This window comes from Pantoea sp. 18059, from assembly GCF_902706165.1.
Taxonomy (GTDB): domain Bacteria; phylum Pseudomonadota; class Gammaproteobacteria; order Enterobacterales; family Enterobacteriaceae; genus Pantoea; species Pantoea agglomerans.
This window is the reverse complement of sequence record NZ_CACSJS010000001.1, coordinates 735,371-755,980: the sequence shown is the minus strand read 5'-3', so window position 1 is coordinate 755,980 and position 20,610 is coordinate 735,371. Positions and strand designations below refer to the sequence as shown.

The window sequence follows — 20,610 nt, the reverse complement described above, 5'->3', positions numbered from 1 at the left end:
CAGGTTTACCCTGGGAATGGAAATCAAACCCCGTCAATCTGGCCACTGGAGTGCGTTATGGATGCCAATCGCTATGCCCTGGAAACAATCCCGTCACCGCCGGCATTTCCCGGTGCTGCCTGCCCTGTAATATCTGATGAAACACTGCATCGCCGTCTGGCCGCCATTATTGAGCGGATGCAGCAGCAGCAGATTGCGCAACTGATTATCTATGCCGACAAAGAGCACGGCAGCAATTTTGAGTATCTGGCGGGATTCATTCCGCGCTTCGAGGAGGCGCTGCTGGTGGTGACTCAGCAGGGCGAGCTCACCTATATCATGGGTAATGAGAACCTCAAGCTGGTGCCGTTTGCCCGCAATCCGGGACGCTGTCTGCATGCGGCGGTCTTTTCTCTGCCCAACCAGCCTATGCGCGGGGAGCAGCCCCTGGATCAGCTGTTAACAGAGGCAGGGATAGTGGCGGGAGAACGCTCCGGGCTGGTGGGCTGGAAGTTATTTACCGGCAGGCAGCAAGGGATGTTTGATCTGCCGCAGTTCATCTATGCCGCGGCGGCGCAGGCAGCGGGCGGCGATGCACAACTGGTAAACGCCACCGGATTGTTTATCTCGCCTGACAACGGTGCACGCTGCGTTAACGGCGCCGATGAAGTGGCGTTTTATGAGGCGGGGGCCAATCTTGCTTCAACCGCGATGCTGGCTGCGCTGGATAGCGTAGCGCCGGGCGTCACAGAGAAGGCGTTAGGCGCACGTCTGAACGCAGAAGGGCAGCCAAACACGGTGGTGACGATTGCCGCGACCGGCGATCGTTTCGCCCAGGCCCGGCTCTATCCGTCTGATAAACGGATTGCGCGTGGTGATAAGCTTTCTCTTACCACCGGCTACAAAGGCGGGCTGACCAGCCGCTCGGCTTACGTGGTCAGTGAAGCCTCTGAGTTACAGTGTAACGTCTCCGACTGGCTGACCCGGCTGGCGATCCCCTATTATCATGCGGTGGTCAGCTGGCTGGAGCAGTTGCGGATCGGGATCACCGGCGGCGAACTCTATTCGCTTATCGAAACGGTGCTGCCGAAAGCGCAGTATGGCTGGCATCTTAATCCGGGGCATCTGGTGGCTGACGAGGAGTGGCTAAGCTCGCCCATCTATCCCGATTCAGCCGTGACACTGAAAAGCGGTATGCTGCTGCAGATCGATATTATCCCGTCGGTGCCGGGTTATGGCGGCTGCAGTATCGAGGATACGGTCGGACTGGCGGACGCGGCGTTACGTCATGAGCTGGCGCGTCGTTTTCCCGATCTCTGGCAGCGAATGACTCAGCGCAAAGCGTACCTGACAGATGTGCTGAGGATTGAGCTTGCCGAAGAGGTGATTTTGCTCTCGAACACGGTAGGCTATCTGCGCCCTTTTTTACTGGATAAGCGCCGTGCGCTGGTGCGCCAGCAGGGGCTTAACCGGCCTGATGCGGCCGGTAATAATTTGTAAAATTTAACTGAGAGTAAAACGCAGGCGCATCTGTCAGGATACGCGCCTCAGAAAGTTCCTGGTTGCTCTCATTCGATGAAATGGTTTACCAAAAACGCGGTTTTGTTTGCCTGCAAAACCTCCTTTGCCGCGTTTATCGCACTCTCTGTGGCGCTCGTTCTTAACTTCGAAAAACCCGCCTGGGCGCTGACCACGGTGTTTGTCACCTCGCAACTCTATGCAGCATCGACCGTCTCGAAATCGCTGTTTCGCCTGCTGGGCACGCTGCTGGGCGGCATCTTTATTCTGCTGATCTACCCCGAAACGGTGCAGTCGCCAGTGTTGTTCAGCCTGTGCGTATCGCTATGGGTAACGGTTTGCCTCTGGCTCTCTCTGCATGACCGCACGCCGAAGAGCTATATCTTTATGCTGGCCGGCTACAGCGCAGCGATTATGGGATTTCCAGACGTTGAGTCACCGTTGGCAATCATCAACACCGTAGTTTCACGTATTGAGGAGATTACGCTGGGCATCCTTTGCAGCACGCTGGTTCACCGGCTGGTGTTTCCGGTTTCGATGCATCATCTGCTGGGGCAGAGCGTTAATCTCTGGTTTCAGAACGCGCGCAAACTCTGTGATGAACTGATCAGCGGAATGGCAAAGAACAAATCGCTGGAGCGCGAAGATATCCTGATTCAGATGGCGGGATATCCGTTGAATGTTGAAACGCTGCTGACCCACTGCGTCTATGAGGGCGAAGCGGCGCGTAATGTCATCCGTCTGGTCAGCGTACAGTATCAGCATCTGACTTATCTGCTGCCGACACTGACGGCGATTGAATCACGGCTGGGTGTGCTGGCCGAACTGAATATTCGTTTTCCGCCGTGCGTCACCGACGTGTTTCAGCAGTTCCTGTTGTGGCTGCATCACGATCGGATTAACGATATTGCCGGACTGCGTGAAGCGATTGCTGGCAGTCAGGCAACTCTGGAACACGAATGGCGGGCAGGGCTGCTGGCAACCGAAGAGAGCCTGCTGCTGATTGGGCTGCTGGAGCGGCTGGCTAACTTTGTGCGCATTGCCGATGCTTATGAGAATGTCAGTGCGCGCGCAGGGGATCTCTACAGCCACGGGGATGGGGCGGCGATCCGCAATATCCGGGAACACCGGCATATCGACAAGGGACTGTTACGGCTGTCCGCGCTGACGGCATTTCTGGCGACCTTCCTCTCCAGCCTGTTCTGGATCGGCAGCGGCTGGGCCGATGGGGCGAATGCACCTCTAATGGCGGCGATTATCAGTTCATTTTTTGCTGGTGTCGATTCCCCGGTAACGCCGATGAAGCTGTTCGTGAAAGGGGTGATGATTGCGCTGGTGGTCAGCCTGTTCTACATCGCTTTTCTGATCCCGCAGGCCAATACCTTACAGGCGCTGATGATCATACTGCTGCCCGGTCTGATGCTGCTGAGCCTGGTTATTGCCAATCCGGCGACCAATCTGGTAGGGCTGAGTGTCGCCATTCAAATCCCCGGTTTTATCGGCTTAAGCCATCACTATGTCCCCAATCTGATCGTCACGCTGAATGCGGCCATCTCCTCGATGGTGGGGATTATGTTTGCGGTGGTGCTGACGGCGTTGATCCGCAACAAACGGCCGTCATGGATCGCCAGAAGAGCGGTGCAACGGGGACTGCGCGATCTGTTAGGGTTTATTAAAATGGTGGAGCGCAATTCCGCCACGCTATTGTCACGGCAGCAATTTATTGCGCGGATGCTCGACCGGGTGAATATCATTCTGCCGCGTAAAAGGCTCGATCCGGTGCCGGATATCGTGGTGGGGGGGTATCTGATTACTGAAACCTGGCTGGGCGCCAACTGTTATGACTTCTACGCACGTTATCGTGAGGTGCTGGAGAGTCATCAGATTGATAGTGGTCAGATGTTTCACGAGCTGGCGCTATACCTGAAGCGCAAGATGAAATCGCTGCAGTTAGCGCCACATCAGGATCTGCTGGAAGAGCTGGATCTGTTGCTGCTAAAACTGGAGCCGATCGCCCGAGAGGAGAGTGTGGCTGTTGCGCCCTTAATCCATCTGTTTAATATTCGGGTATCACTGTTTCCACATCAGCGCTGGCCAGATTAACCCGATATAACAAGGCTGGCTGGTGGATTTAAGATAGCGTAAAGCGGGACCAAAGCGGACGAACTCATTTTAGTTACATCATACATTAAATTTTAATTAAATTGAGAATCAGGCAACGTGCCCGTATATATTGTCTGACAGGAAAATAAGGTCAGCAGACAATAAGAGCAGGGCGCGCGCATCCCAATGCAGGAAAGCAGGGTTGATGCAGGAAAAGTTCAGCGGTAATAGCTCAGCGGCTTTCCTGCGGCTGAAGCTGATAAATCCACGCACTGTATTGCCGATTATCCTCGGCAGAAACGCGAACCTCAACGCGATCGTAGCCATCTTCAAACGCATCCAGCATCGGCCAGTGGGCGTCCAGCTGGTCGGAGAGAAACAGATAACCCGGCACGTCGGGCCCATGCTCATCCAGAACGATGCCCGGAAAATCAGCCGCTGCGCCCCAGCCGCGCTGATAGAAGGTACCGTTCACCGAACCGGCCAGCCATTCTCCGCCAATATTTTCCAGGATATGGGCATTCTCGCGGCCCGGACAGAGCGTGCCATAGACAAATAAGCGCTTCATTTTTTCTCGTCGTTGAAACAGTGGAAGCCAGCAACTCTAGCGCGGCTAAAATGGATTGTCTTGCGGAACTGCCTCTTCAGCCTCTCAAAACGCCATGCGTAGGTAAATTCTGCGTACTGCCAGCCCCATCAGATGCGCAGAATTCATGTAGCGACGCCCTGGACTGCCGCAAAAGGTCGGTTTTATGTGCACTCTGCCTGTCGGCAGAGGGCACTCCCGTCCGGTTACTTCAAGGTTGTCGTGTAGTTAACCGGAACCCCCTGATCATTGATCACCGCATAACTCACTGACTCACCGGGTTTCGGCGGAGCGTGACTGTCAATGTAAGCATCAGATTGTGGGGCAAGAGTGAGATTTTTTATTGATGGCTGACCTTCAGAATAGACATTCATGCTCATGAACCAGGGAGTAGGGTTGGTTATGGCGATTTTATTTCCCTTTACCGCGAAACGGAGCTTTTCCGGATCGGTGGTCAGCGGGGCGTTTAGTCCCTCAGGCCGTATAAAGATTTTTAGCCGGATTCGCAGCGGTAACACCACTTTACGTTCAGCCGCGTTAAGCTCTTTTTTCAGCGCAGGGATCTGATAAATATTTAACCAGTAGAGGCTCTCTTTGTCCGCGGGCAGCGCCTGACGTGAAGTGAGTACCAGACGCAACGATCGCATTTCTCCCGGATACATTTTTACCACCGGCGGTATGACTATGACGGGCGTGATGCTGGCGTCGGGTGAGAGAGTCAGGTCACCGTCATCTGTCCAGATTTGCAAATACGTTTCGTTTCCGCCGCTGTTGACGACGTTAACAGACTGGCTCAGATCCGATTGATTGAAAACGATCCGGGTTTTATCCACATTGACTACCGCCCAGACGCTGAATGAGAGCAGGACGCCAGATAATACGACGACGTTACTGAAAACTGACCACAACCTGTAACTGCGCATTGACTGTTCCTGCTGTAATAGTTTGCCCGCTGAGCGCTTCAAGAGAGGCGGTGAAATCACCACTGTAAATATCAGCGCCTCCTGAGGAGATTTGCGACGTTAAATCTTTATAGGCATACCAGCCACGGCTGTTGCCCGTGCCCGTCACTGTTCTGTCAGGCAGTAAATTGAGCGCCATATTATGACTGTCATAAATTTTTATACCGACGCCGGAGGCGGCAGCGCTGCTACCATAGTGGGTATCCAGCAGCCAGGTTAACCCGCCGCCAGCTGTAGTCAGCCCCAGATTTCTTGCCTGCGTTACCGCATTTGACTGGTTAACGAGAAAGCCCATAGCGACATTTGCTGACGTGATCGTCGATGTACTGGTGCCGGAGATGGCACCGGACTCGCACTGGATAGTGATAGTAAAAGGAGCCTGACTTTTCCCGCCCGCGGCAAGGGTATTCACGCTTACGGTAGGCAGCAGCACCACCGAAGGATAATCCTGGACTTCGCATAGCGCGCCACGCACATAGGTGACATTTGAGAAGGTGCTCCAGGCAGCGGGCCAGTTACGGTAAAAACCATACCAGTAAGAGAGACTATCCTGGCCCACTTTCAGATTATTGGTATCCAGCCCGGGTCCTTTAAAAGCAATATATCCGCGAGGTTGTGTCCAGTTGTCCACATAGCGATTGCTGTTGCTGGCGTAATAGCGCGTAGAGTCTATTTTAAACATTTCATACAGCACATTGCTGAAAGCACTGGCCGGAATATAAATATAGGTGCCATCAGAATACCAGTCACTGGCTGTCAGCTGTCGGGCTTTCCAGTAGCGACTGTAATATTCGCCGGTTGTCAGGTTAGTTAGCCTGACGGCAACATTTGCAGCGACATCATAATAGGCGCCGTCCACTTCAGAGGTAATATATTGACCGGCATAGGGGCTGTCGCCATTGGTGGCATACATCTCATACAAACTGTCTGCATCTGCCACGGCGCAGCGGTAAAGAATCTGGTTAGCTGAGTAGGAAACATTGCTGGCCGATGACAGAAAGCTGCCTACCGAGCTGGCCAGCAGTGTGCCAGAGGGCTGGAAGGTCTTTCCGCTATTGATGCTGATCACAGATGGCAGGCCCACATTCCCTGAGCAGGTGTCGCAAGCGCCGGTCCAGTAGGCGGCGGTATAGCCTGCTGCAATCGCGCTTTGAGACAACGAGGATGTGGCGGTAACAACACTGCAATTAGCCCAGGCGGGCACATTGAACAGCAATAATAAGATATACAGGAAATATTTTTCGATTCTCACACGATTAACCCTTATGGCAGACAGCATCCAGGCGAACAATATTCTCATTCACGCGACCGGTTATTTGATAATTAACAAAACATGTTTTATTGCCCTTATATTCCCAGTTTACCTTTAAGGTTCCAGAGTCATGCGGTACACGTGCATATAATTGACCACCCTGGCCCACAATACCTATCACGGTATTATCAGCATCACGGACCTCGGTGCCCATTGGCGGGATTTCATGATCTTCATTTTTGAGCGCGATTAAGACGGCCTTACCCTGCAGCGTGGCAAAATTAATTCGGGTAACGGAACCGGCATAGGGCACAACGCGCTGGCTTCCACCGCTTAATTCGGCATCAGCATTCATATAGCGTGTATCAAGGCTGACGGTGTTGGCCTGATATGGCGTCAGCGACGGCAGGATAGCGTAACCAAAATGATCAATGACGGCACCCTGACCATTGCGTACGCTGGCGCCCTGGGCACCATCCGCATGGATAAGCGCAAAAGTGTCGCTGGTATAAGGTCCGGCGGTGACGCCGCCGCGATGAATCAGCAACGTACCAGAAAGCCCTAATCCAGCCTGGCGATAATTATCCCCCTGACCATAATTCGCTCTGACCGCGCCTGCGCGCGTATTCTGCTGAATATTTCCGCCGAACGAGACACGGTGGCCGCTGTTACTTTGCGTATTTTCGGTTCCGCCATACAGGGACCAGGATCGCTGATTGTTCTCGCCAGATGAACCGGTCAGTGAGAGCGTCGAATTGCGCGTTTCTTTAGACTGGTTGTAGTTATAGGCCACAGAGGTAGTGTGATTGCCCCAGTTCAGCGGAACCGAGACATTCAGTGAAACGGTATTTTCGGTATATTTCTCGCGGTATGCGTTATCACCATCGTCCAGGTTCAGCCCGAAACGATCATAATTCCAGGTAGTACGCTGACGGGCAACGTTGAGACTGTAACTGATGTTATTCCAGCTGTTGCTGTAACCTAACTGAAGCTGAGTAATACGTGACCGGTTATTATAGTAATCCGCCGTGCTGCCGCTCAGGCTGATTAAGCCATAATCGGCCATTGACTGACTCAGGGTCACAGAAAAATTATTACGCTGATGCAGCGTATCTGAATAGTAACTGATGCCATTGTCCTGCTGGCGCCGAACGCCCAGCACATCCTGCAGGTCGCGATAACCGCTGGTTGAGTAACGATAGGCGGCCAGGACCAGGTTGGTGCCGGTAGCAAAGGTTTTGCTGTAGCTCAGCTCGGCGCGCCATCCCGAGGCATTTCTGTTCTGTGCGACCTTTGCATCAGAAAAGGTGGTGTTTAATCCCACTGCGCCCGCTGCCGAAGTCCAGACACCGCCAAGCAGCCAGGCCTGATAGTCCTGAGCCAGCCGCGATCCTGCCGTAGCGGTCAGTCGGTTACTGATACCGCGCTGCAACAGCCCTTCAAAGAAGGTGTTATTAACTGAGTAGAATTGCCGTACCCGACCCAGTGCAACCGAGTAATGCCAGTTTCCCGGCCTGACCGAATCAGGCACAGAGGCATAAGGAACGGTAAACGAGGACGTTTTGCCATTGGCTTCAATAATCTCAACATCGAGATCGCCCTGGCTACGGGTATTGTACAAATCGTTGATCACGAAGGGACCAGGCGCCACGCTGGTCTCATAAATAACGCGATTCAGTTGTCTGACGATAACCCGGGCACTGGAGGAGGCCACACCGCGAATTTCGGGCGCATAACCACGCCGGCTTTGCGGACGCATCCTTTCATCAGTAGTGAGCTTAATGCCATTATAAGAAAGGCTGCCAAACTGCGAACTTTCTGTATAGCTGTCGCCCAGTGTCAGCAGACTGTTCAGCGGTTCAATGGGGCGCTGAAGCCAGGTTCTGACCGTTGTGTAGCGAACGTCACTGCCGGTAACGTTATTGTCGATAAACCGCAGATTGCCCTGATGGCGCAGCTGCCAGTTATCAATATTAGTGCCCGCCGTGATGCCACTCCAGAGATACTGGTATCTGTAACCGGAAGCGCTATTTTCCGTCCAGCTATAATTGGTGTTATGCCGGATGAAAAGGGCGGAGATCCCTTTATCCCATTCGGCGACGGGAATATTTCCCCTGGGCAGATGAATTAACTCCGCATCCGGAATGGTGAACTGCAGCCGCAGTGAAGCCTGATCAAATTGCCAGCGGGCCGCTGATGACCAGTGACGCAAGGGCTGACAGCCCTCGCTGGTTGAGGATTTATTCAGTGACTTAAGGCTTAATGATTCAGCCACCGTCAGCGGGAGACAAGGTTCTATCGGCTGACCTTTCTCTGCTGACAGAAAGTTCAGGGTGACGCCGCTTTTAACCAGCTTATTGTTAACATAGATATCGACATAATAGTTTCCGGGGGCGATAGTCTGATGATTAAACTGATCAATATTCTGGCCAAAGGCGGAACCTTTAAACAGCGAAGGATCGAAATAGTACTCATCAGCGTGTCCATACGGTGAAAAAGTAAATGATGCACAGAGAGGCAAAAAAAAGATGCGGATATTACCTGCCTGCAATCGGATAGTCTTCACTGACTTTAGCTCCCTGGTCATTCATTGCTGAAATAGAAATCACGCTATTAGCTGATAAAGAGTGCGTTGCCGGTTTACACCTGACTATTTTTTTGGCAAAGGGCACAATCATTTCGGCTTCGCAGGCTGTTTTTTTGCCTGCTGTTTTTATTGCAACCTCTGTAAGTGAGAGATACCAGGGTTGAGTGTTGTTGATTTCAACCCCCTCTTTTTGCATCGTTACCTTTACACCGTCGAAAACATTAACCGGCTGACCAATCGCTTTAGGACGATAAAAGAGTTTCATGCGGTTACGTAACATTAAAACAATACTGTTACGGCCTGATTCCGCCTGAATATTACCGGGGGGGATCTGCAGGGAGTTGAACCAGTAAATCGTCTCGCGATCCTGTGGTAATGAGACATTAGGTATGAATCGGATTCTTAAAACCTGGCCGGTCAGAGGCTGGATCCGAAACAGCGGTGGCGTGATAATAAAAGGCACGTCACTCTTATCGCCAGGTTGCGAATCCATATTGCCATTATCAAGCCAGGCCTGAATGACATAAGGAATATTATCGTTGTTCTTTAACTGAACATCGACGGAGAGAGCATTACCCGGATAAATAATTCGGCTGCCAAGAATAGTGACGCTTGCCTGGACGTTATCCGAAATAAACGTCATCAAAAAAATCAGTATTACCATTTTTAATGGGAACAGCATAATGCGCGAATACATGTCGGATATCTCAAGCGTGGCGTGCGTATCTGGCTATCCAGATACGCACGAAAAATATTACTGGTAAGTCACGGCATATTGCAGTGATGCGGTAACGGTACCCGCCGTTGGCGTGCCGGATGCGTAATAACGGGCAGAGTAGGTGGCAGAGCCAGAAGTTTCACCGGTCTGCAGTGTCAGATCACCGCTGCCGGTATAACCACTGGTCAGATTAACCACCGCATCTTTCGGATCGAGGATTTGTACCTCAACATTTTTTGCGGTTCCGGTGTTAGATAAATTACCGGCAGCGCTAACGTTATTCCCCACAAACACCGTCGAGATTTTGGTGGCCGAGGTACTGTCCCCGGCGCAGCCGCTAACGCCCACGGTGAAGGTGGTATCACCCGCAGTTGCACCAGAGGCAGCAAGGTCCGAAGTACTGACCGTTGGCAGCAGCACGACAGGGGACGCATTGTTGCCATTTACGGAAACAGAACAGGTTTCAGTGGTCACTTCTCCCTGAAAGTTGATGGTGTTATCTGAAGCTGCAAACACGCTGGCTGACACCAGCCCGGCACTGATTAACACAGCAAGATTAAGCGTTCTGAATTTGGTGTTCATTTAATACTCCTTTATCATAATTATGCGGAAAATAACTGATTGAGGCTGATGCCCATTTTCCGGCGAATGGCATCTTTGATGTTATAAACACGCTTGACTTCAACTCCCATTTCTCTGGCAATAATCGGTAGTGACAGTCCGTTCATCGCCAGATCAAGGAACCGAACTTCATCCTGTTTAAGTGCATTCACTTTTTTCCTGACCTCGCCTTTTAAACCGAAATAACAGCCCTGGATTTGTCTGTTTATCTCCTCCAGGGACAAATCGGCATAAATCACAGTTTGTATACGCAGGTCCTCTTTTTGCCAGTACGCCGCAAGCGGCTCCATATGGCGATCACTGACGATAATCAGCATTAATCCCGTATGTTTCAAATACTCAATCCAGTTGCTATTGGTAAAATACCTGACATTTTCCCTGGAGAAGTCAACGAATACACATCCTCTGCAAAAGAGGCTTTCATATTTTCCAGCGACCATGCTGAGTATGGATGAAGAGAAAAAATGATTCCCTCCAGGCCAGGTGGTAATTTTTTGCAACGGACATCTGTTATAAATGTCTGATGCGCGATGGGTGAGATCACAGCCATATTTACAACTGGCGCAGCGAATTTCCTCTCTGGTTATCTTTATCATAATATTTTGGCGTTGTTGCGAGAGTTGTGATTATTTTATCGATAAAAATCTCCGCGTTTCAAGGCGATGAAAATTATCCGCTATTTTCTTCATTCGGATTTTTCTTAAGGGGTCACCTCCACGGGCGGGAGTAATATTTGTTGAAAATTCGGGACAAAAAGGGCGACGACGCCCTCAGCAGTGCTGAGAGACCAGGATTTTTTTACGTCCGTTAGGAATATTTCGCAAATAACGCCACTTTGATCAATAAAAATTCCGCACTCAATGCTAAATATGAGCGAATTTTGTTCAGTAATCAATTTTGTATATAACGGCCACTATGATGGCATTGATAAATGATTTTTTACTGACTCTATTATTGCTTTCTCCCTTACTTCATTGAAACGATCTGCATTTTAAATGGCTTTTATAAAAAAATTAGCGACGATATTTATAGCTCACATCCCATTTTATTAAGAATACTCCTGGTAACAAAGATGTTAATTGACGCACTTGCTATAAATATTGATCTAAATCAGTTATTTAGTGCATGGAAACATCACTATTTTGGTCAGTGTCATTAAAAGAAAAGAGATCTATATTTATTTCTTTCCCGGGCGTTATCATTCAGATTTTGTATACGAAGAATCATTCTTGCTGTGCGAAATTTACGTTCTGCTTTTTTGTCAGATTATACGAGATAGTTATTGGATGACAGGACAGAGCAGGGACGTTACACCTCATTTTGCGTGTCGCTGATAGTGCTGAAAACGACCGGATGTCACTGACTCTTATTTTCAATGCTCAGGGCAAAAGCATCACTGCGCTGCGGTGACTGCCTTGCAATCGCAATGCGAATAGCCGGTATGAGTCCGGCTGACCAGACAGCCAGCAGAAAGCTGACTCAGGCTTTCTTGATCATTACAGGATTAACCTGGCAAGGAACGGAGTGAAGAAAGCGTAGTTACACGTGTACGCGTTTACGACAATTTAATGGTACGCAAGGCAGACAACGAGGATGAACATAAAGCGGTGATGCACATAGACGCCTCTACAGCATTTTTGTGGCCGACAGCCCTGATGAATGCGCTAATTTTCACGTAGCGACGTCACTGCTTAAGTTGTGCAAAGCACCTGAGCAGAGAAACGGTCAGAATGCGCAGCAGTGCATCCAGCCAGCCGCAAAGGGCGAAGTCGTCATTGCATCGTCCGGCTGCAAATCTCCGATATCAGGTTTGTTGATGAGAGGATAGCGTGTAGAGTCGCTGAAGAAGATGTCCCGCAGGGAAAGCCATGCTGAATAACGTAGCATCACATTATTTCAGTTTCGGAACAGCGTAAGCGACAGTAACAAGGTCAGGCAGACGTTGTGATCGTTTCTGACAGATTTTGCTGTACAGAGGAAAACAGTCAGGATCAGCCCAAAAAGGTGAGCAGACCATACAATAGAGCATCACGCTCCCGATCATAATCAATATGCGCATAATGTATATTATGTTAAATGTGATATTAACAGCGCACTTATCGCTTCGATACTGCTTCGTTCTTTCCTGGTGTTCCGGCAATCGCACTGCCCTGCGCTTTCACTCATCCCGTCAAACTCACCGTCAGAAAAACCCCGGACGACGATTCGGTCCGGGGTTGGTTTCATGACCGGTCAGTTATTTGAGATGCGAATGCAACTCTTCACCCGCCTGATTAATAGCTGTTCTGACCGTGGGTTCCTGACTTAACGCGTTCAGCAAACCGTAATCATGAATCATGCCATTGTAGCGCGTTACGGTAACCGGCACGCCTGCTGCATCCAGCTTACGACCGAACGCTTCACCTTCATCACGTAACACATCCAGCTCTGCAGTCTGAATCAATGTTGGCGGCAGCCCCTTCAGCTGTTCAGTGGTGGCACGCAACGGTGATGCCAGGATGTTATTACGATCTTTTTCCGAAACGGTATAGTTATCCCAGAACCACTTCATCATGTTCTTCGTCAGGAAATGTCCGTCAGCAAATTGATTATACGACGCGGTGTCGAAACGCGCATCGGTAACCGGCCACAGCATCACATCATAACGGATGGCCGGCGTTTTAAACTGCTTCGCCTGCAAGGCAACCGCCGCCACCATGTTACCGCCAACGCTATTACCAACCAGCGCCAGACGTTTTCCGTCAACGCCAATTTCAGCGCCATGTTCGGCGACCCATTTAGTGGCTTCATAAGCCTGAGTAATTGCCACCGGGAAATGGGCTTCTGGCGATGGTTGATAATTGACAAATACCGCAGCAGCGCCGGATGCATTCACCATGTGACGTACCAGTCGCTCATGGGTCGGAAAATCACCCAGCACCCAGCCACCGCCGTGGAAGAACATAAACACCGGCAAGGTGCTGCTGGCGTGCTCGGGCTTAACGATGGTCAGCGTCAGAGGCTTGCCCTGTACGGTAATGATCTTCTGTGAAATCTGTGCCGGCGGCAGTTCTGCGCCCTTCTGCGCCCCCGTCAACACCGCTCGGGCATCTTTGACGGAGAGTTGCTCAATCGGTTTACCACTCCCGCTGTTGAGCGCCTTCAGGAAAGCGGCCACGCCTGCGGTCGGTTGCGGACTGTTTTCAGTGGGTGCAGCAAACGCGGTACTCATCTGGCTGGCTAACAATAATGCACTGGCGATCAGTTTCATTTTCATCACAGGGTTCCAATTAACTTGCTATTAAGTAGTGTGCTATCTGGTTGGCAGGACAATGACACGGCGAACCTGGATTGTAAACTACTAAATAGCACACTATTTATCTCAAGCTTTTACCCTCTCTGACTATTTTCGTCATTAACAGACTACTTTGCCGCTATCTGTATCGATTTTCAGCAATTAAGCACTGCGCCTGAGCACCTGAAAAAAGTTAAAAGCATAGAGTTTTTTTCTGGTTAAGTTCAGCATGGACGCCAACGGTGCTCGCTACCCTATCCCGCTGCCGCTGCCGCTGCCGCTGCCGCTGCTGAGTCCGTTCGGTTATACACCCTGTCTCGGTCAGACCTTTGTACGTATCCGGCTCGCTGACCAGACGTGCCGGATTCACATTCTCACGTCATTCGCGACGGAAAGCAGCCCGCCCACGAGTCGATACATGTCCGGTAGTTGATAACTGACGAGACGATTCTGTGGATAGATCAGAGGATTGCTATCGCTACGTTGCCCGCCAGGGGCCAGGCTTTGTTTTATTGCTGAATTCAGAGAGGATTTCATCTGGTGCCTCTGTTCCCTGATTAGCTATGACTGCACAGGTGCTGGACTATGATTAAGCAGAAACTTTGTATGATGTAACTAAAGAGATTTTCCTTCTTTCTCAGAAATTTCACATTTCCTGCGGCTAAATATCTCTTTGCCCTCAGGCGCATTACTCTCTCTGCACTGTCACCCGACTTCAGACAATCAATAAAGGAAACATTGATGAAAACTTCATATGCCTTGATCGCAACATTACTGATGACCTCTGGCGCATCCGCTATCGCTGCTCAGCCTGCTACCGCTAAAAACCCACTGAGCGTGCACGTTCTTAACCTGCAAACTGGCCAGCCAACGGCAGGCATCGAAGTTGAACTGGATCAGAAGCAGCAGGATAACTGGGTGAAACTGGCATCAGGCGTCACCGATAACAATGGTCGCATCAGCGCCCTGTTCCCGCAGGACAAAACAGCCAGTGCGGGTAGCTACCGCGTGGTGTTTAAAACCGGTGACTTCTATAAAAAGAACAACCAGAAAACCTTCTTCCCGGAGATCCCGGTTGAGTTCAACATGGAAGCCAGCGGTGAGCACTACCATATCCCGTTGCTGCTGAGCCCGTTTGGTTACTCTACCTATCGCGGCAACTGATCCCGATCCGGCACTCAGGTGCCGGATCTCCCCTCTCCCGCTACCCGCGCCGGAAAGCACTCCACCAGCCAGTCGATAAATACCCGTAGCCGTTGCGTTACGTGCCGGTTTTGCGGATAAACCAGATGAAACGGATAACCCGCCGGACGCCAGTCGTGCAGGATCTCAACCATTTCTCCCTGCCGCAGAATCGACGACAGCGAATAATTAAATGTCTGAATGATCCCAAGCCCTGCCAGTCCCGCGGCCAGATGCGCGTTGCTTTCATTGACGCCTATGCGATGCGCACTGGTGATCTCAATTTTCTCTCCCTGACGTTCGAACCGAAGCGGAAATGGCTTGCCGGTTTGCGGCGAGAGATAACTCACCAGCCGGTGTCCGTTGCGCAGTTCATCAGGATAGGCGGGCACACCAAACGCTTTAAGGTAGGCGGGTGTCGCGCAGGTAATGAGCGTAGCGTGCCCTATCAGACGGGCAATCAGTGAGGAATCGACCAGCGGACCGCCGCGGATCACACAATCAACGTTGTCGCTAATAAGATTGACCGGGCGATCGGATACGCCCAGATCCAGCGTAATATCAGGATAGCGGGCAAAGAAATCGGGCAGCAGCGGAATCAGAACGTCCCTGGCGGTAGATCCGCCGACATCGATGCGTAACTGCCCACGCGGCTTACTGCGCAGTGAATTGAAACAGGCATCAATATCTTCGAGATCGTGAAGGATGCGCAGCGCTTTCTCATAGTATTCACGCCCTTCTGCGGTGACGGTCACGCGTCGGGTGGTGCGCTGCAGTAGCCTGACGGAAAGATGCGCCTCCAGCTCCTGAACCAGCTTACTCAGCGTCGCCTTCGGCATATTCAGCGAGTCCGCCGCCCGGGTAAAACTGCCGCTTTCCACCACCCGTGAAAAGGCTTTTATCGCCAGCAGCTGATCCATTCCATCCCCCTATTATCCACCCGTGTGGATAGTCATTTTCATTTTAGCGGATTTATCAGTCAATCCTCCTCTCTTACAGTAGCAATCAGTCCGGCAGCCCCGCTGACCGGGAATAACCCAAACTGTCTAAGAGACTATCCGGAGAAGAACTTATGAACGCATCACTCGCAGGAAAAATTGCACTGGTTACGGGCGGAACAAGCGGAATTGGCCTGGCTACCGCCCGGGAGCTGGCGGCACAGGGCGCACAGGTTTTTATAACCGGCCGTCGTCAGGCGGAGCTGGATGCCGCCGTCGCTGAAATCGGCGGAACCGTCAGCGGCATCCGCGCAGACGCCTCACAACTGCACGATCTCGATGAGGTTTACTCGCGAATTGCAGCGCAGGCGGGACGCCTCGATATTCTCTTTGCCAACGCCGGGGGCGGCGACATGCTGCCGCTGGGGGCGATTACTGAAGAGCATTTTGACCGTATCTTTGGCACTAACGTACGCGGCGTGCTGTTTACCGTCCAGAAAGCCCTGCCTCTGCTGGTTGATGGCGCATCGGTAATTCTGACCGGATCGACTGCCGGAGCGCAGGGTACTGCGGCTTTTAGCGTCTACAGCGCCAGTAAAGCGGCAGTGCGCAATTTTGCCCGTTCGTGGGCGCTGGATCTGAAAGATCGCGGAATCCGGGTCAATGTCGTGAGCCCCGGCCCTGTCCGTACGCCTGGGCTGGGTGATCTGGTCAGTGAAGATCAGCGTCAGGGCTTGTTTGATGCGCTGGCAGCACAAATACCGCTTGGCCGCCTGGGTGAACCGCAGGAGGTTGCCCGCACCGTTGCGTTTCTCGCCTCGGATGCCGCCAGCTTTATCAATGCGGCAGAACTGTTTGTTGATGGCGGAATGGCACAGGTCTGAGACTCACCCTGTAGCTGAAAATCAGACCCTGGTGATTGTCCTTACCCGTTACGTAAAATCCCGGTTCGCCGGGCGTGAGCAGCAAAGCGCGCCAGGCTGAACCGTTAACGTATCAATGCCTGCCTGAGACATCAGGCTGCGTTGATCTGTAACCTGAATACGGCACGCCGTCATAAAATGTCACGTTGAAGAAACACCCGCCTGGCAAATCCCCCGCTATAGTTATTGCCTGTCACGTCAGTCATAAAAACCATGGAGATAACATGAGCCAACTTTTTTCCACTGTCTCGCTGGGCGAACTTACGCTGGATAACCGCATTGTGATTGCGCCGATGTGCCAGTACTCCGCTGAGGCGGGCAATGCGACCGCCTGGCACCGTATCCATCTTGGCCAGCTGGCCTTTTCCGGCGCAGGTCTGATGATTATTGAAGCCACCGCCGTAGAGGATATTGGTCGCATCTCCCCAGGCGATCTCGGTTTGTGGAATGATGATAATGAAGCTGCGCTGAAAACGGTTCTGGAAGATGTCCGCCGCTACTCCTCTATTCCGGTTGGTATTCAGCTGGGCCATGCGGGACGCAAAGCGTCGTGTGCCGTACCCTGGGAAGGCGGTAAGCAGATTGCGCCTGAAGCCGGCGGCTGGCAAACCGTGGCTCCGTCCGCACTGAGCTACAGCGCGGATGAAGTGAAACCGGTTGCCATGCACACTGACGATCTGGCGAGGGTAAAACAGGCCTTTGTCGACAGCGCCCTGCGTGCGGTGCGTCTGGGAATTCAGCTCATCGAAGTGCATGCCGCACACGGCTACCTGCTGCATCAGTTCCTGTCGCCGCTGTCGAATCAGCGCAGTGATGAATATGGCGGCTCGCTGGAAAACCGTATGCGCTTCCCACTGGAGGTCTTCAAAGCCGTTCGCGATGCCGTACCCGCTTCCGTGCCGGTAGGCGTGCGCATTTCCGCCACTGACTGGGTCGAAGGCGGCTGGGAGATCAATCAGTCAATCGCCTTCTCGCGTGAGCTGGAAGCGCTGAACAGTGCCTATATTCATGTCTCAAGTGGTGGTTTGTCAGAAGACCAGAAAATCAGCGTCGGACCCAACTATCAGGTGCCGTTCGCCCGCGATATTCGTGAGCAGGTGTCGATTCCGGTGATTGCGGTCGGCTTAATCACTGAGCCGCAGCAGGCAGAAGATCTGCTGCAACAGGGTGAAGCTGATCTGGTGGCGCTGGCGCGCGGTATTCTCTACGATCCGCGCTGGCCGTGGCACGCAGCCGCTGCGCTGGATGGTAAAGTCCAGGTTCCGCCACAGTATCTGCGTTCTGAACCGCACGATGTAAAAGGCATCCTGACCCAGGATCAGTAAGCTTTAACGGGCAGACCGCATTAACGGCGGTCTGCCCATTTTCTCTTATAAAACGCCTTTCAGCCGCAGATGCTGCAGCAGCATGATGGTCTTGGCATCCACAATCTCACCCTGGTCAATCGCCTGTAACGCCTGGTCGAAACCGATCTCAAGCACCTCAATATCCTCACCCTCTTCCGCTATTCCGCCGCCTTCACCGCTACGCTGCTGATCGCCATACTCGGCAATAAAAAAGTAGAGTTTTTCAGTAACCGAACCGGGGCTCATAAAGGCTTCAAACACCTTCTGCACATGGCTGACACGAAAACCGGTTTCCTCTTCGGCTTCGGCAACAATACGCGCTTCCGGCGAGGCGTTATCCAGCAAACCGGCGGCCGCTTCAATCAGAAAGCCATCATGTCCGTTCAGGAAAATCGGAAAGCGAAACTGACGGGTCAGTACCACCGTACGTTTGTCACGGTTGTAGAGCAGGATCACTGCGCCGTTACCGCGGTCATAGGCTTCACGGCTCTGCTCCTGCCAGCGGCCGTCACGGCGCAGCAGCGAGAACGTATATTTCTTCAGGGTATACCAGTTGTCTGACAGCAACTGCTCATTGATGATGCGCACGCGGGGATGGTTCTGCTGCATGATGCTCTCCAGGATAGGTAGACAGCCATCACGCTATCATGCACAATCGTGCAAATTCAAGAAAAAACATGCAAAGGCCAGTTATGCTATCCAGCCAGCGAAAACAGACGATTCTTGCCCTGCTCGCCCAGGAAAAACAGGTGCAGTCGCGGGACCTCAGCCAGCGCTTTGGCCTATCCGAAGACTCTATCCGCCGCGACCTGCGTGAACTGGCGGCTGAAGGATTGTTGCAGCGGGTACATGGCGGCGCGCTGCCGGTTTCCGCTGCGCTGGCCACCTTTGAAACGCGCAAAAGCGTGCAGACTGCTTCCAAACAGGTTATTGCGCAAAAAGCCGTTTCACTGATCCAGCCGGGACAGATCGTACTGATTGATGGCGGGACCACCAGCGCGGAACTGGTGCGACGGTTACCCGCCACGCTGAGCTTTACCGCGGTTACGCACAGTCCCAGCGTGGCGCTGGCGTTAGCCGATCATCCACTCGTGGAGATCATACTGATTGGCGGGCAGCTCTATAAACATTCAGTGGTGACGGTGGGCGCAGCGATGCTGGAGTCGATCAACCGCATCAATGCCGATCTCTTTTTTATGGGTGTCACCGGCGTGCATCCTGCGGCGGGCCTGACCACCGGTAATTTCGAAGAGGCGACGGTCAAGCGTGCGCTGGCAGGACGTGCAGCGGAAACCGTGGTGCTGGCGTCAGCGGAAAAGCTGAACTCCGCCTCGGCATTTGCCATTGGCGACCTGTCGCTGGCCAGCACGCTGGTCGTGGAAACGCAGCCGGACGAGGCGCTGCGACAGGCACTGAGCCAGCAGGGTGTGACGGTCATTTGAGTTCGTAGCAGGCCTGCAGCGCAAGATGCGGACCGGTCAATGGTCGCTGTGTGTCAGGAAACTGCTGTGCTACTGGCATCATTGAGCTTTGCGCCAGGGCCACCGTAACGGCTCCCTGCTGATAAGCCTGCTCTGCTGCTGCTGCAATCAGTGCAAAATAGCGTGTTGTCTCCCCCGCTTTAAACGCCGCCCATGCTCCCTCCACCAGCACGACCTCCACCTGGCTGCCGGGCTGGCAGAAAAGTGCCCGCGTCGCCGCCAGCGTTGATTCTGCCGCACAGAGCGCAACCTTGCGCCCTGCCTGACGCTGCAGTGCCTCCGCTAGCATTTCGTCGGTGCGCATGACCCGATCCTGCGCGCTGAAATCACCGGCAACCGGCCCCAGCGTCGAGCAGGTGATCAGCACCGCATCGAACTGCGGCAGCAACGTTTCAATCATTTGGGCAATACGGCGGCGTAAAGCAATCGTCATCCCGCCGCTGCGTTCCGCTTCTGCCAGCAGCGCAGGCATCACCAGATGATTCAGCGGTGGATTGTCACGCGCCAGTGCGCGGGCGGCATCATCAAATATCGCGATATTACTGGCCGCGGTGTGAAAGCAAAGAATGTTCAGGGTGAACTCCGGTACAGGTCAGATTGCGGATTGCCAGGCTGCATGCTGGATAACAACACGATAACCATCCCTGTCGATAAATGTCACGCCCCGTTGGTCCCAATAGGGATTAAATGAATTCAACCGCATAAATCCTGCCTCATCCATACAGGCACATCGGGCCAGCCAGTCAGGCCGTTGCGGAATGTAGAGCACCAGCAGGTCCTCATCTGTTGGCGATGGCCGGACGGGATGCGTGTGACAGAGCGTGAATTCGAGATGCCAGGCCAGCCCTTCAGCGCCCAGCATCACGCCACTGAACCCCTGATGATCAGTAAACTCACCGATTTCTTGCAACCCCAGCCCGTCACAATAGTTCTGACTGCTTTGCGTCAGGTCTGTCACCGGTCGGGCAATACGCAGATGCTGGATAATCATGGTTCTCTCCCTGTAGAGTTCACTGATATTTATCACAATCTTCAGAGCTTCCCGTGACGCCGGATGCGTGTCATGCCGCACTGCTGTTGACTCGCCTGCCCGTTTTTTGCAAGCGGATGTGAACAGCCATCAGCCTGAATCCGTGACGC

18 protein-coding genes are annotated in these 20,610 nt (G+C 52.6%); 6 read left to right on the top strand and 12 right to left on the bottom strand.

The features are described from left to right. The first annotated feature begins 57 nt into the window (after nt 1-57). The gene (locus GVJ63_RS03560; protein ID WP_159226429.1) at nt 58-1,479 is read left to right on the top strand and encodes a Xaa-Pro peptidase family protein; all 1,422 of its coding nucleotides are present in this window, start codon (nt 58-60) and stop codon (nt 1,477-1,479) included. A 75-nt stretch (nt 1,480-1,554) separates the two neighbouring features. Then, nucleotides 1,555-3,600, top strand: coding sequence for an FUSC family protein (locus GVJ63_RS03555; protein ID WP_159226428.1), 2,046 nt, complete (start codon nt 1,555-1,557; stop codon nt 3,598-3,600). 232 nt (nt 3,601-3,832) lie between these two features. On the opposite strand, the gene GVJ63_RS03550 is transcribed toward GVJ63_RS03555, so the two are convergent. From GVJ63_RS03550 to GVJ63_RS03515, 8 genes are all read right to left on the bottom strand, one after another. Continuing rightward, nucleotides 3,833-4,168, bottom strand: coding sequence for a gamma-glutamylcyclotransferase family protein (locus GVJ63_RS03550; RefSeq protein WP_022625647.1), 336 nt, complete (start codon nt 4,166-4,168; stop codon nt 3,833-3,835). 224 nt (nt 4,169-4,392) lie between these two features. Then, a complete protein-coding gene (locus GVJ63_RS03545) occupies nt 4,393-5,109 on the bottom strand; it encodes a fimbrial assembly chaperone (protein WP_159226612.1) in 717 nt (238 codons plus the stop codon). After that, nucleotides 5,075-6,427, bottom strand: a complete 1,353-nt coding sequence (gene stbD, locus GVJ63_RS03540; RefSeq protein ID WP_050498533.1) for a fimbrial usher protein StbD — start codon at nt 6,425-6,427, stop codon at nt 5,075-5,077. The genes GVJ63_RS03545 and stbD overlap by 35 nt, the downstream gene beginning before the upstream one ends. Next, nucleotides 6,405-8,966 carry a fimbrial outer membrane usher protein gene (locus GVJ63_RS03535; RefSeq protein ID WP_235038330.1) on the bottom strand — a complete coding sequence of 854 codons (2,562 nt, stop codon included), beginning with the start codon at nt 8,964-8,966 and terminating at the stop codon, nt 6,405-6,407. The genes stbD and GVJ63_RS03535 overlap by 23 nt, the downstream gene beginning before the upstream one ends. Beyond that, nucleotides 8,938-9,684 carry a fimbria/pilus periplasmic chaperone gene (locus GVJ63_RS03530; RefSeq protein ID WP_159226427.1) on the bottom strand — a complete coding sequence of 249 codons (747 nt, stop codon included), beginning with the start codon at nt 9,682-9,684 and terminating at the stop codon, nt 8,938-8,940. The genes GVJ63_RS03535 and GVJ63_RS03530 overlap by 29 nt, the downstream gene beginning before the upstream one ends. A gap of 57 nt (nt 9,685-9,741) precedes the next feature. Continuing rightward, nucleotides 9,742-10,287 (bottom strand): fimbrial protein, encoded by a 546-nt coding sequence (locus tag GVJ63_RS03525; RefSeq protein WP_010670150.1) that lies wholly within the window; start codon nt 10,285-10,287, stop codon nt 9,742-9,744. 20 nt (nt 10,288-10,307) lie between these two features. After that, nucleotides 10,308-10,826: a LuxR family transcriptional regulator gene (locus tag GVJ63_RS22300; protein WP_227028290.1), complete on the bottom strand. Its 519-nt coding sequence runs from the start codon at nt 10,824-10,826 to the stop codon at nt 10,308-10,310. Between the two features lie 1,736 nt (nt 10,827-12,562). Further along, nucleotides 12,563-13,582 (bottom strand): alpha/beta hydrolase, encoded by a 1,020-nt coding sequence (locus GVJ63_RS03515; RefSeq protein WP_159226426.1) that lies wholly within the window; start codon nt 13,580-13,582, stop codon nt 12,563-12,565. 759 nt (nt 13,583-14,341) lie between these two features. On the opposite strand from GVJ63_RS03515, the gene uraH reads away from it, so the two are divergent. Next, nucleotides 14,342-14,764, top strand: a complete 423-nt coding sequence (gene uraH / locus GVJ63_RS03510; RefSeq protein WP_010244915.1) for a hydroxyisourate hydrolase — start codon at nt 14,342-14,344, stop codon at nt 14,762-14,764. Nucleotides 14,765-14,778: 14 nt separating this feature from the next. Here the strand turns inward: uraH and GVJ63_RS03505 are convergent, their stop codons facing one another. After that, entirely contained in the window at nt 14,779-15,702 is a 924-nt protein-coding gene (locus GVJ63_RS03505; RefSeq protein ID WP_033757648.1) for a LysR family transcriptional regulator, read from the bottom strand. A gap of 152 nt (nt 15,703-15,854) precedes the next feature. Between GVJ63_RS03505 and GVJ63_RS03500 the strand changes: the two genes are divergently transcribed. Next, nucleotides 15,855-16,604, top strand: a complete 750-nt coding sequence (locus tag GVJ63_RS03500; protein WP_033787857.1) for a glucose 1-dehydrogenase — start codon at nt 15,855-15,857, stop codon at nt 16,602-16,604. A 263-nt stretch (nt 16,605-16,867) separates the two neighbouring features. After that, nucleotides 16,868-17,968 (top strand): NADH:flavin oxidoreductase/NADH oxidase, encoded by a 1,101-nt coding sequence (locus tag GVJ63_RS03495; RefSeq protein WP_010670145.1) that lies wholly within the window; start codon nt 16,868-16,870, stop codon nt 17,966-17,968. 45 nt (nt 17,969-18,013) lie between these two features. On the opposite strand, the gene GVJ63_RS03490 is transcribed toward GVJ63_RS03495, so the two are convergent. Then, nucleotides 18,014-18,598: an NUDIX domain-containing protein gene (locus GVJ63_RS03490; protein ID WP_022625654.1), complete on the bottom strand. Its 585-nt coding sequence runs from the start codon at nt 18,596-18,598 to the stop codon at nt 18,014-18,016. Between the two features lie 83 nt (nt 18,599-18,681). Here GVJ63_RS03490 and GVJ63_RS03485 point away from each other — a divergent pair, with 83 nt between their 5' ends. Continuing rightward, on the top strand, nt 18,682-19,431 hold the full coding sequence (locus GVJ63_RS03485) for a DeoR/GlpR family DNA-binding transcription regulator (RefSeq protein ID WP_033771771.1): 750 nt from the start codon (nt 18,682-18,684) through the stop codon (nt 19,429-19,431). Here the strand turns inward: GVJ63_RS03485 and GVJ63_RS03480 are convergent. Together GVJ63_RS03480 and GVJ63_RS03475 are read right to left on the bottom strand one after the other, a co-directional pair. Then, nucleotides 19,424-19,942, bottom strand: coding sequence for a hypothetical protein (locus GVJ63_RS03480; protein ID WP_060680204.1), 519 nt, complete (start codon nt 19,940-19,942; stop codon nt 19,424-19,426). The genes GVJ63_RS03485 and GVJ63_RS03480 overlap by 8 nt on opposite strands. 120 nt (nt 19,943-20,062) lie before the next feature. Beyond that, nucleotides 20,063-20,461, bottom strand: a complete 399-nt coding sequence (locus tag GVJ63_RS03475; protein WP_010244934.1) for a VOC family protein — start codon at nt 20,459-20,461, stop codon at nt 20,063-20,065. Nucleotides 20,462-20,610: the final 149 nt, after the last annotated feature.

What these genes read in the sequence shown, in the direction of transcription:
- GVJ63_RS03515 (WP_159226426.1), bottom strand. Translation starts at nt 13,582, where the DNA reads ATGAAAATGAAACTGATCGCCAGTGCATTATTGTTAGCCAGCCAGATG.
- GVJ63_RS03545 (WP_159226612.1), bottom strand. Translation starts at nt 5,109, where the DNA reads ATGCGCAGTTACAGGTTGTGGTCAGTTTTCAGTAACGTCGTCGTATTA.
- GVJ63_RS03495 (WP_010670145.1), top strand. Translation starts at nt 16,868, where the DNA reads ATGAGCCAACTTTTTTCCACTGTCTCGCTGGGCGAACTTACGCTGGAT.
- GVJ63_RS03525 (WP_010670150.1), bottom strand. Translation starts at nt 10,287, where the DNA reads ATGAACACCAAATTCAGAACGCTTAATCTTGCTGTGTTAATCAGTGCC.
- GVJ63_RS03505 (WP_033757648.1), bottom strand. Translation starts at nt 15,702, where the DNA reads ATGGATCAGCTGCTGGCGATAAAAGCCTTTTCACGGGTGGTGGAAAGC.
- uraH (WP_010244915.1), top strand. Translation starts at nt 14,342, where the DNA reads ATGAAAACTTCATATGCCTTGATCGCAACATTACTGATGACCTCTGGC.
- GVJ63_RS03500 (WP_033787857.1), top strand. Translation starts at nt 15,855, where the DNA reads ATGAACGCATCACTCGCAGGAAAAATTGCACTGGTTACGGGCGGAACA.
- GVJ63_RS03480 (WP_060680204.1), bottom strand. Translation starts at nt 19,942, where the DNA reads ATGCCTGCGCTGCTGGCAGAAGCGGAACGCAGCGGCGGGATGACGATT.
- GVJ63_RS03475 (WP_010244934.1), bottom strand. Translation starts at nt 20,461, where the DNA reads ATGATTATCCAGCATCTGCGTATTGCCCGACCGGTGACAGACCTGACG.
- GVJ63_RS03485 (WP_033771771.1), top strand. Translation starts at nt 18,682, where the DNA reads ATGCTATCCAGCCAGCGAAAACAGACGATTCTTGCCCTGCTCGCCCAG.
- GVJ63_RS03530 (WP_159226427.1), bottom strand. Translation starts at nt 9,684, where the DNA reads ATGTATTCGCGCATTATGCTGTTCCCATTAAAAATGGTAATACTGATT.
- GVJ63_RS03490 (WP_022625654.1), bottom strand. Translation starts at nt 18,598, where the DNA reads ATGCAGCAGAACCATCCCCGCGTGCGCATCATCAATGAGCAGTTGCTG.
- GVJ63_RS03550 (WP_022625647.1), bottom strand. Translation starts at nt 4,168, where the DNA reads ATGAAGCGCTTATTTGTCTATGGCACGCTCTGTCCGGGCCGCGAGAAT.
- stbD (WP_050498533.1), bottom strand. Translation starts at nt 6,427, where the DNA reads ATGCTGTCTGCCATAAGGGTTAATCGTGTGAGAATCGAAAAATATTTC.
- GVJ63_RS03555 (WP_159226428.1), top strand. Translation starts at nt 1,555, where the DNA reads ATGAAATGGTTTACCAAAAACGCGGTTTTGTTTGCCTGCAAAACCTCC.
- GVJ63_RS03560 (WP_159226429.1), top strand. Translation starts at nt 58, where the DNA reads ATGGATGCCAATCGCTATGCCCTGGAAACAATCCCGTCACCGCCGGCA.